Source organism: Paraburkholderia sp. 22099, assembly GCF_052045835.1.
Lineage (GTDB): Bacteria > Pseudomonadota > Gammaproteobacteria > Burkholderiales > Burkholderiaceae > Paraburkholderia > Paraburkholderia terricola.
On the sequence record NZ_JBQEPU010000005.1, the window covers coordinates 1 to 14,981 of the forward strand.

The 14,981-nt window shown below is 57.9% G+C and carries 19 protein-coding genes; 10 read left to right on the forward strand and 9 right to left on the reverse strand.

What is annotated here, in order from left to right; all coding sequences use genetic code 11:
- A partial coding sequence (gene tnpC / locus ACTJLC_RS06500) for an IS66 family transposase (RefSeq protein WP_440843324.1) occupies positions 1-1,144 on the forward strand: 1,144 nt, incomplete at its 5' end.
- Here tnpC and ACTJLC_RS06505 read toward each other — a convergent pair.
- The gene (locus ACTJLC_RS06505) at positions 1,099-1,950 is read right to left on the reverse strand and encodes an SOS response-associated peptidase family protein (RefSeq protein WP_440843325.1); all 852 of its coding nucleotides are present in this window, start codon (positions 1,948-1,950) and stop codon (positions 1,099-1,101) included. The genes tnpC and ACTJLC_RS06505 overlap by 46 nt on opposite strands.
- A gap of 128 nt (positions 1,951-2,078) precedes the next feature.
- Between ACTJLC_RS06505 and ACTJLC_RS06510 the strand changes: the two genes are divergently transcribed.
- Together ACTJLC_RS06510 and ACTJLC_RS06515 are read left to right on the forward strand one after the other, a co-directional pair.
- Complete coding sequence (locus ACTJLC_RS06510) at positions 2,079-2,357, forward strand: hypothetical protein (protein ID WP_310132151.1); 279 nt, start codon at positions 2,079-2,081, stop codon at positions 2,355-2,357.
- Positions 2,358-2,361: 4 nt separating this feature from the next.
- A complete protein-coding gene (locus ACTJLC_RS06515; RefSeq protein ID WP_310132153.1) occupies positions 2,362-2,694 on the forward strand; it encodes a hypothetical protein in 333 nt (110 codons plus the stop codon).
- A 282-nt stretch (positions 2,695-2,976) separates the two neighbouring features.
- On the opposite strand, the gene ACTJLC_RS06520 is transcribed toward ACTJLC_RS06515, so the two are convergent.
- A complete protein-coding gene (locus ACTJLC_RS06520) occupies positions 2,977-3,720 on the reverse strand; it encodes an HNH endonuclease (RefSeq protein ID WP_310132155.1) in 744 nt (247 codons plus the stop codon).
- 7 nt (positions 3,721-3,727) lie between these two features.
- Positions 3,728-5,041, reverse strand: a complete 1,314-nt coding sequence (locus ACTJLC_RS06525; RefSeq protein WP_310132157.1) for an AAA family ATPase — start codon at positions 5,039-5,041, stop codon at positions 3,728-3,730.
- 187 nt (positions 5,042-5,228) lie between these two features.
- On the opposite strand from ACTJLC_RS06525, the gene ACTJLC_RS06530 reads away from it, so the two are divergent.
- Entirely contained in the window at positions 5,229-6,674 is a 1,446-nt protein-coding gene (locus ACTJLC_RS06530; RefSeq protein ID WP_310132159.1) for an IS1182 family transposase, read from the forward strand.
- Positions 6,675-7,034: 360 nt separating this feature from the next.
- Here ACTJLC_RS06530 and ACTJLC_RS06535 read toward each other — a convergent pair whose 3' ends face one another.
- Together ACTJLC_RS06535 and ACTJLC_RS06540 are read right to left on the reverse strand one after the other, a co-directional pair.
- The gene (locus ACTJLC_RS06535; RefSeq protein WP_310132161.1) at positions 7,035-8,018 is read right to left on the reverse strand and encodes a fucose-binding lectin II; all 984 of its coding nucleotides are present in this window, start codon (positions 8,016-8,018) and stop codon (positions 7,035-7,037) included.
- Between the two features lie 346 nt (positions 8,019-8,364).
- Positions 8,365-9,165, reverse strand: coding sequence for a DNA adenine methylase (locus ACTJLC_RS06540; RefSeq protein WP_440843326.1), 801 nt, complete (start codon positions 9,163-9,165; stop codon positions 8,365-8,367).
- A 333-nt stretch (positions 9,166-9,498) separates the two neighbouring features.
- Between ACTJLC_RS06540 and ACTJLC_RS06545 the strand changes: the two genes are divergently transcribed.
- From ACTJLC_RS06545 to ACTJLC_RS06555, 3 genes are all read left to right on the forward strand, one after another.
- A complete protein-coding gene (locus ACTJLC_RS06545; RefSeq protein WP_440843327.1) occupies positions 9,499-9,951 on the forward strand; it encodes a glycoside hydrolase family 73 protein in 453 nt (150 codons plus the stop codon).
- Positions 9,948-10,295 carry a hypothetical protein gene (locus ACTJLC_RS06550; RefSeq protein WP_310132169.1) on the forward strand — a complete coding sequence of 116 codons (348 nt, stop codon included), beginning with the start codon at positions 9,948-9,950 and terminating at the stop codon, positions 10,293-10,295. The genes ACTJLC_RS06545 and ACTJLC_RS06550 overlap by 4 nt, the downstream gene beginning before the upstream one ends.
- A 162-nt stretch (positions 10,296-10,457) precedes the next feature.
- Positions 10,458-10,733 carry a hypothetical protein gene (locus ACTJLC_RS06555; protein ID WP_310132171.1) on the forward strand — a complete coding sequence of 92 codons (276 nt, stop codon included), beginning with the start codon at positions 10,458-10,460 and terminating at the stop codon, positions 10,731-10,733.
- Here the strand turns inward: ACTJLC_RS06555 and ACTJLC_RS06560 are convergent.
- Both ACTJLC_RS06560 and ACTJLC_RS06565 read right to left on the reverse strand, forming a co-directional pair.
- Positions 10,702-11,325 carry a hypothetical protein gene (locus ACTJLC_RS06560; RefSeq protein ID WP_310132173.1) on the reverse strand — a complete coding sequence of 208 codons (624 nt, stop codon included), beginning with the start codon at positions 11,323-11,325 and terminating at the stop codon, positions 10,702-10,704. The genes ACTJLC_RS06555 and ACTJLC_RS06560 overlap by 32 nt on opposite strands.
- A complete protein-coding gene (locus ACTJLC_RS06565; RefSeq protein ID WP_310132176.1) occupies positions 11,325-11,567 on the reverse strand; it encodes a putative peptidoglycan-binding domain-containing protein in 243 nt (80 codons plus the stop codon). Before ACTJLC_RS06565 ends, ACTJLC_RS06560 begins: the two co-directional genes overlap by 1 nt.
- 100 nt (positions 11,568-11,667) lie before the next feature.
- On the opposite strand from ACTJLC_RS06565, the gene ACTJLC_RS06570 reads away from it, so the two are divergent.
- From ACTJLC_RS06570 to ACTJLC_RS06580, 3 genes are read left to right on the forward strand one after another with little or no spacing between them, the layout of a single operon-like run.
- Entirely contained in the window at positions 11,668-12,489 is an 822-nt protein-coding gene (locus ACTJLC_RS06570; RefSeq protein ID WP_440843328.1) for a hypothetical protein, read from the forward strand.
- On the forward strand, positions 12,486-12,938 hold the full coding sequence (locus ACTJLC_RS06575; protein ID WP_310132183.1) for a hypothetical protein: 453 nt from the start codon (positions 12,486-12,488) through the stop codon (positions 12,936-12,938). Before ACTJLC_RS06570 ends, ACTJLC_RS06575 begins: the two co-directional genes overlap by 4 nt.
- Positions 12,939-12,962: 24 nt before the next feature.
- Positions 12,963-13,229 (forward strand): pyocin activator PrtN family protein, encoded by a 267-nt coding sequence (locus ACTJLC_RS06580; RefSeq protein ID WP_073430028.1) that lies wholly within the window; start codon positions 12,963-12,965, stop codon positions 13,227-13,229.
- Here the strand turns inward: ACTJLC_RS06580 and ACTJLC_RS06585 are convergent.
- Together ACTJLC_RS06585 and ACTJLC_RS06590 are read right to left on the reverse strand one after the other, a co-directional pair.
- A complete protein-coding gene (locus ACTJLC_RS06585) occupies positions 13,208-14,302 on the reverse strand; it encodes a site-specific integrase (protein ID WP_310132185.1) in 1,095 nt (364 codons plus the stop codon). The two genes, ACTJLC_RS06580 and ACTJLC_RS06585, sit on opposite strands and share 22 nt — an antisense overlap.
- Before the next feature lie 163 nt (positions 14,303-14,465).
- A complete protein-coding gene (locus tag ACTJLC_RS06590) occupies positions 14,466-14,933 on the reverse strand; it encodes an Lrp/AsnC family transcriptional regulator (RefSeq protein WP_310132187.1) in 468 nt (155 codons plus the stop codon).
- Positions 14,934-14,981 lie beyond the last annotated feature (48 nt).

A 14,981-nucleotide genomic window follows, 5' to 3' on the forward strand; every position in this document is an offset into this window, starting at 1 on the left:
ACCAGCAGTCAGAGTAAATATCGAAACCCCCGCGTCGCTGCGCTCCGAACGTCCAGCTTCGCGCGAAACCGCTGTCCACCTTCACGCGAAACGCGTGTCCAGCTTCCACGAATTACGCAGCTTACTCACTGAATCAGCGCTTGCATGGGTGGTTGTGAGTAAGTTTGCTGACGCGCTGCCGCTGTACCGAATCGCCGCGTTGCTGCACCGTTTCGGTGGCGATATCTCGCGCGGCACGCTGGCCGCAAGCGTAGTGCGCGTCGGCATGGCAGTGCAGCCTTTGATTAATCTGATGCGCGACCACTTGCTCGAGGCCGACATCGTCTACGGCGATGAAACGACGGTGCAGATACTAAAAGAACCAGGGCGTGCTGCACAACGCAAGAGCTACATGTGGGCGCAGATGAACGGTACCGGACCACCAGTGCGAATGTTCAGCTACAGTCCCACGCGCAGCGCGGCGCACGCCGCCGCGCTCTATGCTGGCATCAAACACGGCGCGGTGTTGATGAGCGACGGCTACGAGCCGTACAACGAAATCGCCCGAACAAACCAACTGGTGCACCTCGGATGTTGGGCACACGCGCGACGTTACCTGATTGAGGCGGAAGAGGCCCTTCCGAAGGAACAGCGCGGCGGCAATCATCCGGTGAGCGAATTTATTCGGCTGATCGGCCAGCTGTTTGCCGTTGAGGCACGATCCGAAAACATGACGCCGGAGCAGCGCCAGCAACTCAGGCAGGCCAGAAGTCAGCCAGTTCTTGATCAGATCGAGGCGCTGCTATCGCGTCATTTGAACTCGGTGTTGCCGCAAAGCGGGTTCGGCAAAGCGCTTCAATATCTACGAGGCCAGTGGCCCAAGCTTGTTCGCTACGTCGGCAACGGAGCGTGGCCCATCTCGAACAACCCGTGTGAGAACGCGATAAGACCGTTCACTGTTGGACGCCGGAACTGGCTCTTCAGTGACACCGTCGCCGGCGCAAACGCCGCCGCCAACCTGTATTCGCTCATGCAAACCTGCAAAGCGAACAGCATTGAGCCGTACCATTACCTCATCGCGGTGTTCAAAGGTCTGCCGCACGCGCACACCGCCGACGACTACGACGCTTTGCTGCCTTGGCGACTGAATCCAAACGTGACCTGACGCATGGCGCATGCCAATGCGCAAGGGGCGCCGTCTACTGCGCGCTTACGATCATCGGTGATCGCGGCAAACGACCACAGGTCGGGTTCACCCGGTATCGCCGTGCGCGTCCACAGGCAGGCGACCAGCAGCGGTTGTGACGGTGACGGGTCGAACTGGACGACAACATTCTTCCCGTCGCGCTTGACGTTCTCGTAGAACCGGTTGACGAGCAGGATGCCGTGGTTGTAGCCGAACAGCTTCGCCCATACCTGTTTCAGGCTGTCCAGCCGGGCGTTGTACGTGCCCGGCTTGTCCTTCTCCATCTGCTCGGTCCAGCCAGGCAGCCGGCAGCGGTAACGCATCGGCACCACAACGCGCTGGCCGTCCTGAACGATCAGGACCGGCGCGTACCAGCCGGGATAGATCCGTGAATCCCCCTCTACCGGGACGGTGCGCTCCAGATCAGCCAGCCGGCGCACTGCAGCGTCGATCTTGCCGGTCGCGATCCGCCTGCTTTCGGTGGCCGCCTTGGTCGGCTTCTTTTCAAGCGCACGCTCGGCGTCGGCGAGCTTGGCTCGCTGCCGGAGCAGTTCCTCCTCGAGGGCCGTTTTCGACCACGCGTTGCATTCGGCAATCAGCGCCCGGATGCGTTGCCCTTCTTCGGTCGGGGCATCAGAAAACGCCGCATCCATTGCCATCGGCGTTTTGAGCTTGCTTCCCTTGCGTCTCCAGTACAGATCCACGAACGCGCGCAGGCTCATCGCAGCGCCAAACATCCTGACGTACTTCCGGTAGTCCGCCTCAATCTGGGCCGAATAGCACATGGAATACCTCCAGTGACTTTCCAATGATAGTGCCAGATGCAACCGGCGAAATCCTGGATATACTGTACATTCATACAGTATCCCAACCAACGACTATGCGTCGCCGTCGCCCCCTCACCGCCGCAGAATTGGCCGAAATCTATGACCGGAATCCGACGCCCGCGGCGTTGACGCTGCTCAGGGAGATACACAGGCTGCGCGCGATGATCATGCGCGCCGATCAGGTTCGGAAGATGATCGCCGACAACGGCCGTCCCCATCTGGCGGGGTCGGTATGGGAGTGTTTCGAACGGGAGCTGGATGCGGAGCCGTGTCTGACTGACCCGCCTACGCCACGCCAGCAGCAATTCACCGCCCAGCGAAAGCGCATGATCGAAGAGTGGCAAAAGAATGGCCGAAGGAGATAACGCGATGCTCGTCGACGAACTGGTGGGTTCGCACCTCGACTACTGGGTAACCCAGGCCGAGCAGCGCAACACCGATGTGCCCATGCAGGGTCCGGCGCAACCAGCGCCCAGGTTTTCAGCCGAGCGTGCGTTGGCGGAGCCGATTATCGAACGTGAGCGCATCGTCGTCGGAGTAATCCACGATGCCGAGTTGGGAGTTCAGGCGGTGACGTGCGTCGGGACAATAACGCCGGGCGGGGTAAGGTCCGAGGACGGCCGGTACTGGCTGGGCGACTCTGGGTTGCAAGCCGCGATGCATTGTTATGTCGGCATCACTTACGGGGTGATCGTCGTTTGAATGCTAGCCGTCAGTGAGTCTTGCGGGACCACCAGAAGCTGTGCGGTAGCAACGGGCGTCAGGCGGCGGCGCTCGGCGACGAGGACCGGCCAATTCCAGCCGTTTATGCGGCGGCCACGAAGGAACGTTCGAACGTCGTCCATTGCCAGACAGCGGTCCTTCACAATGGTCAGGCATTGCCCGTTGCGGGCGCGTTTGCAACTCCGTTGCAGGCGACGATGACGGATTCCCGCCTTGAGAGTGCGGGATGTGCGAACCGACCATGTCGCCGGCAGGAATCGCCTATGCAAGAGCGAGTGCTAAGGCCGTCCCCTTGATGAATAGTTGTTCCAGATGCTCTTCCCACAGACTCACCTGCTTCATATCATTCACCACTCCTAGGAAGATCTCGTCGTGGAAGACAATTGCGGCGGTCCCGGCAGAATAGATCGCGGTTGGTTGACACTCGACAAGTATCGTTTCCACAATCGCTAGCAGCTTATTCTTTCGGATAGGGGTAGTGGACTCCTTGTAGCGCCGGAGACGCTCAACCGCGATTTCAATGGTTGCAGCGATCTGCTCGCCCAAGTCAAATCTTCTCGATACAAGGCGGTCTGAGTTGTTAAGATCAAGTGCCTCGATGGTTGAGGCTCCGATTGATGTCAGCCCTTTAAGCCGATATAGGCGAAAAGCGAGGTGCTCTTTGGGATCTATTTCGTATGGATTAATCAAAGGTAGAAGTCTGACATCGTGCGTTCCTTTGGCTATATTGCAACGCTTACATGAAGGCAGCAAGTTTTCCCAGTCAACGACCCGGTCTGGATATTTTCCTTTGTATTCGAAGTGCTCCACCTCCAGATACTTGCTTTCCGTAGCAACGCTACATTCGCAGTAAGCACACTTACCGTTGCTGGAGGCTGAAAGTGCGTCTTTTATATCAGGGTGGTTCCAAACGGATGAGCTGTCGGCCTTGAACGCTTCTACCAACTCTGCTACCTTCTCATCCGTCAAAAAATCCGGGGGGGCGGCTCTATCTAGCTTGATCATTGAGACGTCACCCTCTCAAAGCACCAAGTTGGAACGCAAAAAGCTTGCGTAGATGACTTTCAGGATGCAATAGCAAATCGAGCTCTGCATATGCGCTCGCGGCAGTCTCGAAATCTTCGCTATCAACAGCATTTTCGAATTTCTTTAGGGCGGCTTTATAAACGGGAGTACGCGTGTCCTTCATTCCCATCACATCCTCTAGAACTTCCTCGACGGTCCAGCCTTTGAATCCATACTTGTTTTGAGGTAGTTCTCGCTTTACTACCTTGCCCTCTATGAACTCTAACGCGACGACTTGCTGAGGCTCCGCTGCTTGGATGACATGCGGACTATGAGTAGTTGCAATGAATTGTGACGCGGGGAACGCCTGCATGAGAATTCCGGCGATTTTGGCCTGCCATTCTGGATGGAGATGTAACTCCAGTTCATCAATCAAAATCACCCCAGTAAACTCGTCAACCTTTATCGTCGGGTCTTTGAATCGATATTCGAGCTCCTTTGTAATTCCCAATAGAATTGAAAGACATGACTTAAACCCCGCCGAAAGGTATTCGAAATAAATCTCGCCGCTCGGCGTGTCCACCATGATTTCATTCGAGCCCGCGTCGACGCGGCTGAACTGGAACGACGGATTGAGGAGCGTGAAAAAACGTTTTGCGACTTCCAAATTGTGAAGTTGAGTTGCAGTCAGTGCGGTGCCATGTGGAGCGTAGAGATATCGATTTACGAACCAATTTTTCACCTCATTCAGTTTCACCCCGTTCCTGTTATCTTGCGAAAGTGTATTCACGTCCCGCGTTGCATCGCGAGTCACCGACGGAAGCGCCGAATAGCTGAATGTCCGTGCGACTTTTAGCGAAAGTAGCTGTCGATTTAGATCCTGGTCTAGACCAAAATAATCGTATTGATCTGGAATAAACGACTTCACGTCGAATATGACTTGCTTATTCCCCGCAGCGTTAGCCAAATCAGCAACCACTTTCCCTTGCTCTGACGTAACCCGTCTTTTCAACATGGTGGTTTGCATCCCCGCGAACGCTTGCGCCACGCTTTCCAAGATCGTCGTTTTTCCGATTCCATTGGGGCCACATATGACGTTCATCTGATCGTCGAACCTTATGAGGAGGTCGCCGATTCCACCAATATTTGTGATTGCGATTTGTTTCACATGCATAATATCCCCGTGCTCCGGCTGAATTTGGTATGGATGATATCTGAGCTTCAAGCCTTTGTGGCGAGCAGGCCTGCGCGGCGAACGGCTGGCGTCGACATTCTCATTGCCCCCCCGTTGCGACGAGTCGTTTTTAGTACGGGTTTCCAAACCGACTACGCATCTAGCGTGTATGTCCGCTTCGGCTGATGGCGCAGAGCAATGTGAAGAAGGTGACCGCCATACTTCAGAAGCTGCCGTTGAGGAACGGTGCCGGCGAACGGCTGAGAAGGGTCCAGAGTGTGTGAAAACGCATTGATCGCCTAAACTGAATCAACGCACTGAGACCGGGTGACTCATGAAGCGATTCGTTGAAGGCGATGACCGCAAGCAGGTCGCACTACTTCCCGAATGTATCGATGACTACATCGGACAGGACAACCCGGTCAGGGTTATAGACGCCTTCGTCGACGAGTTGGACCTCGCGGAACTTGGTTTCAACGGTACGACGCCAGCGATCACGGGCCGCCCGTCCTATCACCCAGGCGTGATGCTCAAGATCTATATCTACGGCTACCTGAACCGGATTCCTTCGAGCCGGCGTCTTGAGCGTGAATGTCAGCGTAACGTCGAGCTGATGTGGCTAACGGGACGTCTGGCCCCGGACTTCAAGACGATCGCCGACTTTCGCCGTGACAGCGGCGCAGCCATTCGGAACGTATGCCGGCGTTTCGTCGAACTGTGTCGTGGGCTAAAGCTACTCTCCAGTGACATGGTGGCCATCGACGGTAGCAAGTTCAAGGCGTCAAACAGCCGCGACAGAAACTACACGGCGAGCAAGATCGACAAGCGTCAGCAGCAGACCGAGGAAAGCGTGCAGCGGTATCTCGACCTGATTGAAACCGCAGACCGGACCAGTCCAACAGGTTTCGATGTGAAGACCGTTCGGCTGTACGAGAAGATCGCCCGCTTGCGCCAGCAGATGCGTGAGCTCGCACAGATCAGGAAGCAGTTAGAAAGGCAACCGGACAAACAGCTGTCGATGACGGATCCCGACGCACGATCCATGGCAACCAGCGGAAGAGGCTCGGGCATAGTGGGCTACAACGTTCAGGCAGCCGTAGACACGAAACATCACCTGATCGTTGAGCACGAGGTAACTAACGTCGGAAACGATCACGGACAACTCAGCAGAATGGCGCTGGCTGCGCGGGACGCAATGGGCAGATCGAAGCTGAAGGTTGTTGCTGATCGGGGTTACTTCAGCGGCCCGGAGATACGGGCGTGCGATCTGAACGACATCAGTGCGTACGTTCCCAAGCCACTCACCTCCGCATCGAGGAAGAAAGGTCTGTTCACCAAGGCCGACTTTGTCTACGTGGCAAAAAGCGATGTGTATCGATGCCCCGCTGGCGAGAGGGCCATTCTTCGATTCACGACCGTCGAGCATGACATGAATCTGCGGGTTTACTGGCCCAGCGCCTGCCCACGTTGCCATCTCAAGGAACGATGTTCACCGAGCGACTATCGTCGCATCCGCCGGTGGGAGCACGAGAACACACTGGAAGCGATGCAGCGCCGGCTCGACCGCAAGCCCGAAGCAATGACTATCCGCCGAAGTACTGTCGAGCATGTCTTCGGTACGCTCAAGCACTGGATGGGTCCCGCACACTTCCTGACCAGGACACTCAGGCGAGTGAGTACGGAGATGAGCCTTCAGGTGTTGGCCTATAACCTGAAGCGGATGATGAACATACTTGGCGTTGTGGAGACGTTGAAGGCCATGAAGATGGCCGCAAGCTAAAGCCCCGAGGGGCTTTGTTGTGCTCGCGATGTTCGATTAGTGCAGACTCGCCCGTATCCAACCCGATCGACCTGACCGGCAATCGCTCGCTTGGCGGCAAAAATGGAGTTTCCACACACTCTGGGTCGTAATGAGCCGTTCAAAGTCACTTTGCTGAGCGTCCTGGCCGGCGATAGGCCAAGGCGGAATGACCGGCGCAAGGTCTGTCAGATATTGATTGCAGCATTCGGAACGTTGATACAGCAGTGGCCGTTTAAGCGGCTGTTCAAAAGGTACAGCGGGGAGGTGCAGACCCGGGGCCCGCGCGAACGGACGGCTGTGCCGTCCGCGCTGCGCTTCCCTGTGGTACTGCGCTATGGATTAGCCCAGTGGCCAATTAAGTATCACAAGGCCGTCGTTGTAGTCGTCATCCGTTCCATCCTCGGACGCAACCAGCCCGAAATAGGCCTTCTGGAAAATATCGACCTGCCTTGATCCAAGCTTGGACTGCTTCCCGTTAGCTTCCACGATAACCCGGACACTCCCTTTCCCCGAGTTCAGTATCTGCGTCTGGAGGTTTCGGTCCTTCGTGCCCGAACCCGTGAATGTGGCGCTGGGCTTCGAGGCGTCATCCACAAAAACGCTGACCGTCTGCACGGCAGCTGAATTCACTAGCACGGTTACACCAAACGCTGTGTTTGGAGGCAGATTAAATATCCCATTCCGCTCACCCCCATTGCCGTTGCCGTCACCACCGTTGCCACCGGCCTGGTCCGATGCCACCCTGATGACGTTCCATGAGGTGGTATGGTAATTACCGTTGTATGTTCTGGGTAGCGTCGACGATGTGAAGACGCAATAAGCCTCGCCCTCAGCACCCGCGCGGCCATATGAGTCGAGGTACCCATTGTCCCCACAGTTGAGCAAATAAATGGTATCGCCGTCGTTCAGCGGTGTGCCTTCATCATTCAGCGCGGAGCCATCTTGATTCGTATGCCCGATTTTCCACTTCGATTTCGCATCGATTGAAGTGCTATTTTTTTGAACTGCGCCTACGCAATGGATTTCATTTACTGGGACAGTATTGCCATCAACAGCGGCAAGGACGGCTTGCTCATTATCTTCCAGCATGCTTCGCAAAACGATTGTGTCGCCCGATTTTACCGGCTTTCCGTCATTTGCCTGGTCAACAGACTCTATTTTCCAGGTGACAGATTTTCCGCTTCGCTTCGATGGTTGCGCGGCGTATACAGCACCGACTCCGCCATTGGATGGCAAGGCCCCATAGACGTCCAAATAATATCCGGGGGCCTTCGGGTCGTCAAAGGTGGTTTGGTTTGATAAATACAGCGTGTCGCCATACAAGAGATTTCCAGACATTTTGCACCCACAAGGTTGTTGAAAGAAAAATGATATGAATGTTATGGCCTGGTATTCCTTTCGGACGCCTGTAACTTGGCATATCAATGTCAATGCCATAGCTATCAATATTGATATTTGCCGCCTTTGCTGTGATTGCGGACTTCGGGGATTACCCAAGAGGCGAAAAGTGCCTGCCGTGCAATTGCTGTGATACGTGAGTGGAATTGCAGCCCTTCGATCGCGGAGGTTATCGTATTCGACCAACAGAAAGAACCTATCCAAGTTGATGGCTTGTAACTGCCAACAAGAGGTATAGGGAACCCTCGACAGGCTCCTATAATCGCGGCGACTAGAAAAGTCCAGCCGGTTGCGCTGCATCGTCCCAACTGAAAATGATCACCTCCTTCCGTGCGGCCTCCCGTCCCCCACCGCCCACGGTGTACCTGATGTCCACCGTCTCGATGTGGAACCCCTCGAACGCGCGGCGAATGTCCGGATGGTCGTTGAGGCTCACGATCGCCCTGCCCTTCAGCGATCGCAGGCGTGCCGCCATCTCGACGTATTCGGAAAACGGAAACGGCACGCCATAGCCTTCCGTCTCCCAGTACGGCGGATCCAGATAGAACAGCGTGTGAGGCCGGTCGTACTTGTCGATACACGCCTTCCAGTCGAGCCGCTCGACGAACGTGTTGGACAGGCGCAGGTGAGCGGCCGACAGTGTCTCCTCGAGCCGCAGCAGGTTCAGACCCGGCGGCGTAGTGGTTGCCGTGCCGAACGACTGCCCTTCGATCTTCCCGCCAAAGCAGTTCTTCTGCAGGTAATAGAAGCGGGCCGCCCGCTGGATATCGGTGAGCGTTTCCGGGATCGTGTCCTGCAGCAACCTGAACACCTGCCGGCTGGTGAGCGCCCACTTGAACTGGCGCACGAACTCCTCGAGGTGATGCTGCACGACGCGGTACAGGTTCACCAGTTCGCCGTTGATGTCGTTGATGTCGTTGATCACCTCGACCTTCGCCGGCGGCCGCATGAAGTACAACGCGGCCCCGCCCGCGAAGACCTCGACATAACACTCATGCTCAGGAAACCGCGGGATGAGATGGTCCGCGAGGCGGCGCTTGCCGCCGATCCATGGAACGATGGGAGTTGCCATATCTGGAATTGCCTTTTCTTTTTCGGTTAGAATTCGGCCCGCCTACCGGTAGGTAGCAGGGCCCTGGCTAATTCACTGGCTATCTCAGTGGAAAGGTGACCGGGAGAAATGCGCGAACATCATCCCGGTCGCCCTGTCTTTTGCCGCGCCGCGAAGCGCGATCAAAGTAACTTTATGCTGCGCGCATCGGGTGGCTGATTGCCCGTGATACGCGCGTGTGGCATGCTGGATCCCCCGTTTCGAACGAGGAACAGCCTGGTCATGGCACAGCCATCTACGCACCACAATCCCGCGACGCGACAACAGCCGAAGCCCCACGTGGCGCCGGCATACGTGCAGCAATTCATCGATACCCATCTGGCCGCCGCGCAGGAAGTGCAGCGCAGGTACCAGGTGCCCGCAGGCGTCGTCATCGCCCAGTCGGCACTTGAGAGCAACTGGGGAAGATCGGTCGTCGGCAACGCCTATTTCGGCGTCAAGGGCCGCGCGCCCAGCGGCGACAGCACCACGTTCACCACCCACGAAGTGATCAACGGCCAGGCCATCAGGATCGATGATGCGTTCCGCGCCTACGGCAGCTATGAAGAGGCCGCCGACGACTACGCGCAGATGCTCCGCAACAACCCGCGCTTCCGGTCGTGCTTCCTCTACACCCGCAGTTCGCAGTTCGCCAACGCACTCGCCCGCAACGGCTATGCGACGGATCCGTCTTACGCGGTCAAGCTCAACGCCATCATCCGCGCGCACAAGCTCGATCAATATGACGCGCGCAGGACCGCGCCATGATGCGCCGCGCGATCATCACGGCAGCGCTGATCGTCTGCGCGCAGGCGTGCGCGGCCCAGCAACCGTTGACCGATGACAATGACGCAGCCACCCTTGCGGCCGACATCACGCGTACCTACGGTCTGTCGGAAGACAGGACCGAGTGCCTGCTCTTCGATACGGCCGACCAGGGCGAGTACTTTCTGGTACGGGTGCGCGAAAACCACACCGAAGCGTGCGGCGGTGCGGCCGGGGTCTCACCTACCCTGTTCTTCCTGAAGATCCGCAAACGCGACGGCTACACGCTCACCACCGCGTACGACAGCGAGCAGTACCTGCCGCTCAGAACATCCACAAAGAACTGAGGCGCGTACTGCTCCTCGCCTTTCAATACCTTCAATGTCGGCGGTACCTGCGACCAGCTGATGCTGACGTGCCCGAGCCGCCCAGTTCGATGTGCGCACCACGAGTCCCCTTTATTTTTCAGAATTGGTGACCTAGATTCATATCCTGCCCAGGAGGGAATCATGCTGCACGCATACAAGGTCTACACGATCGACGCGACGCCTGATTTTTCGATTGGAAAGTTCTTCGCGCACGTCCGCATCAGCCGTCCGCCAGCCAAAGGGGAAAAAGACGGCGACACGTTTGAGGCCATCGATCTCGGCCAGTTTGACAACGAATGGTCGGCTGAGGCCTTCGGCCGTGCCTGGGCGGTCGCCTGGATCGATGAGCACTGGGACCGAAACACCGTGACTGCAGCCGATGCGCTCAGCCCGCCGGCCTATCCGGCCGACTCGTGAGCGCATCCGAGCGCGCCACCACCGTATCCGGCGACACCGCAAACTGCGTGATCGCCGCAGCCTGCCTGTCGGCACGCGACGACGAGCCGAAGAAATACTCCTTCGAGCCGAGCACCATCGCGATCAGAATGCCGAACAGCGTATCGAGCGCACGCATCACGCCATCGTCGAGCCGGATCTGTCTGGCCGCCAGCAGGAACTCGAGGCCGATCACCGCGAAGAGCGCGACCGTATACATATAGGCCAGATTGCGAGCCGTATGGTCGTGCTCCGCCGCCGCAAAGTTGCGTGCGCTCGCGCGATCATCGGCCGCTATCCGGTCGGCCTGCACCTGGATGCCGGCCATGTTCTCCGCATGTGTGAAACCCGCCTGCCGCATTTTCAGCGCGAAATCGTCGTCGGCCTGCTTCAGCGCCAGTAACTGCTCGGGCGTGATCTGCTGGCCGGTCAGTGCGGTCTTCACCGCGTCAACCGAACCGTCCGCCAGCCCGAGCCTGCCGGCGATCGCCGAGGCGGCCATTGCGGCAATGCCCGGCACCCCGCCCGTCAAGGCGGTGACCAGCCACGGCGCGACCGTTTTCAGGACATCCATCATGCGCTCACCCCCAGTGCCCGATTGAGCTGCCAGCCGTATTCGAACGTCTCGTTCTCCACGCGCTTTTCGGCACACTCGATGTAGAAGACCGACTGCTGCGCGGTCACCATACCCAGCAGCACCCGATGGCCGTCCGCACCCCGCGCGGCGAGAAACGCCTTCAGCGCCGCAATCGTCATCGCACCGATGCCGCCGTCGACGGCGATATCGGCGAACGCGCGCTGGTTCTGGTTCAGCACATTCAGCGCACGCTGCAGGAATCGCGTCAACCTGATTTACGCTGGCATCACGAACAACGACGGCGAGAAGCTGACGCCGCTGCAGCTTGCGGAAAAAGTCGTGGAACTGCAGGAATTCGGCGAATCCAACGCTGCGATCTGCAAGCGGCTCAACATTACCGATCAAACCATCCGCGACGTTCTGCTGTTAGCGCATGCGCCCGCGCCATTGCATAAGCTGGTTCGGGACAAGATCGTCTCCTCGACGCTCGCGATCGAGGAGATCAGGGCACACGGCGGTGACAAAGCGCTCGAGCGACTCCAGAGCGCCGCGCGTCAGGCGAGCGCCGAGGGCAAGGCCAAGGTTACAAAGAAGGCGCTGGAAAAGTCGGTCGAGCGCAAGATCTCGGCTGCGCAAGCAAAGCAACTTTTACAGGCACTGCAGTCGGTGCTGCACGACCCCGTTTTTGGCAAACTTTCGCCGGGCACGATCGCCGTAGTGCATGCCGCGCTCACGCCGCACGCGGATATGCTTGATGCGATCTCTACGCGGCGCCACAGGCATCCGGTCCACACTCCTAACGAGAATGGCGTGTTCGTGAAGTGCGAAACGATCCGCGCGCCCATGTCCAAGCGGACAGGACTCTCTCCGGCTGAGATCCACCTTGCACAGCCCGAGGAAGGCAGGTGGATTTACTCGACCACGTTACGGGTAGGCAATGGCACGACATCAGGCCTGCCTTCGATGCGAGATTTCACATCGACGTATCCGACCCGCATGCAGGCCATCAGAGCCGCCGTTATCGAGTTCACGCGCGCGCTCGACCGGGCAGACAGGACGAAGGCAAAAGAGGCACCGGCGGTGCGCGCATGGCTCGACAAGCTTTCAACGATGCCCGATCCCGACTGGACCGAGAACATGGCGACGGAGGTGGCTAAATGACGGCTCGCCGGGCCATTTCTACCCCACGTCCGCTGCCGCGAAAGCGGGAAGCGGCAGACCGACGCCCACAGCTTTCCCTCGCTGGCGCCGTCCCGGCGCGGGCATCGAACGACGACATCAACAGCAGCGGGCTCACGCCCGCCAAAGCGATCCAGATAGACAAAGCGCCGCTTGCGCGGCGAAAAACTATCCAGAAGAAGGAAAGCGAGTCGGATACCCGACTCGCAACGATCGCGCGGATCGAAGCCCTGCGCCTCGAGATCCGCAAGCTGGTCGAAGTCATCGCGCTTGGCGCGGACATCGAACTGCTCGACCTCATGCGGGACGAGGTCGGCAGCTACAGCCGGCACAAGACTGCGCAAGAGGCACGCACGTGGGCAGAACAAGCGCGTCTATCCATCGAAACCGGGTTGATGCAGCTCGACCGAGCGATTAACCCGATGTCGTAGTAACGACCCGACATAGAGTGTCGAATGAATACTGTTTTTCTTTTGATGGCGCAGTTCGGCGCACGTGCGGTCATTCCGATTGACGAAGTCTGCCGCTCGTACTTCCCGCACCTTGAAGTGGACAAGCTGCTTCGAAAGATCACTTACGGAGAAATCAAGCTACCTCTCGTTCGGATCGAATCATCGCAGAAGAGCGCAAAGGGCGTATACGTGCAGGACCTGGCCAACTATATCGACGAGCGCCGCGCGGCAGCAAAGAAGGAATGCGATCAGCTCGCCGGCATCGCGTAATCCTGCGATGGCGCGATCACATCCAGCCACTTCCAGTTTTCGTACTTGTCGCCCACCTTGCGCACGTGCGTGTAACGCTTCAACGTATTCCAGCTGCGGTGGCCACTAACTGCGGCCACCCGCTGGATCGTCCATCCCATTTCCGACAACCTGCTCGCGCCCTCGTGCCGTAGATCATTCAGATGCAGGTCGTCAATCCCCAATAACTGCACTGCGTTCGTGAATGCGGTGCTCGCCGTAAGAGCGCGGTACGGAAAGATACGATCGCCCACTCGCGGCTGCGCCTTGACGATCCGTAATGCTTCTGGCGTTAGATCCACCCAGGTGTCGTTTCCCACCTTTGTGTTTGGGTGTTTCAGGTCGCGGACCATAACGCGACATCCGTCCTCATCCAGGTCATCCCAACGAAGCCGGCAGATTTCACTGATTCTTCGCAGCGAAAAAATCGTAAAGGCTGCCAGCGCCTGCATCGGAATACTGTCGGGCGTTCCGTCCCGCACCTTACCGAACTCGGCCATTAAGCGATCCATCTCATCTAGCGTTGGCCGACGTTCACGATGCTTTGATCGGCCAACGAGCCCCATTCGCGTCAACGCGACGCGCGCGTCCGCGACCACCGAGGCATCGACTGGATAACCCCAGGCGGGCCGGGCCAATGTGATTACGCTGGACAGGTGCGCGAGATAGTGGCCACGCGTCGATGGCGCGACGTCAACCGTGCGCATGTAGGCAACGATGTCCGCACTTTCGAGCTGCGCCGCCTTGACCTCGCCCAAGGTTGAGCCAGAGATCTGGTTCAGGATCATTCTTTTAGTACGGTCTAAGGGCTTGCCCAGTTCGGCGATGTATCGCTTGATCATTTCCTTGACTGGTGGATTCTCCTGCAGCGCGGCCTTCAAACCGTCGGCGTGTGACAGCGCGGCCTCGCGCTGCTTAATCCAGATCTGCGCCGCCTGCCGACGTTCAAACGTCTTGGTTTCCTGGTGCAAAACCTTGCCGCCCTTCCGCACGCGGACTTGTGCCTTATATGAGGTGCTACCGTCCTTGTTCTCTCTTGGTGTAATTGTGCCCATCTGTGCTCACTTGCTGTAGTGTGGTGCCACGCGAAAATGGCACCAATTTTGGAGCCTTGGCACCACAAAAACAAGTGTAAACGCGAGACCACCCGAGCAAACAAGAGGTACATCGATAGGCATCAAAGCCACACCAGCAAAGGCTATCGCCGTCTACCAAGGATTACGCGGTGAAGCGCACCGGCAGCGCCGTCGAATACTTGATCTGTTCCATCGCAAAACTTGAACTCACGTCGTACAGCGGCACGGCGGCGATTAGAAGCTTGTAGACGCGATCGTAGTCGTCGATGTCGGACACCACCACGCGCAGCAGGTAATCGGTTTCGCCGCTCATCCGGTACACCTCCACTACCTCCGGAATATCCTGAACCGCACGCGTGAAGCTCTGCGCCCACGCCTCGGTATGCTGGTTGGTGCGCACCGCGACGAACACGGTCGTGCCCACGCCCAGCTTGCGGGCATCGCAAAGCGCCACCTGCGCGCGAATCACGCCCGCCTCTTTCAAACGCTGCAGCCGTTTCCAGCAAGGCGTTTGCGACAGATTCACCCGCTGCGCCAACTCGGCGATCGGCATGGTTGCGTCCTGCTGCAGCAGTTCGAGCAGTTTCCGATCGATGATGTCCATTCCCATTCTGGCGCCTCTGTAGGAAATTATTCTACTTTTAACACTTCGAGGGGA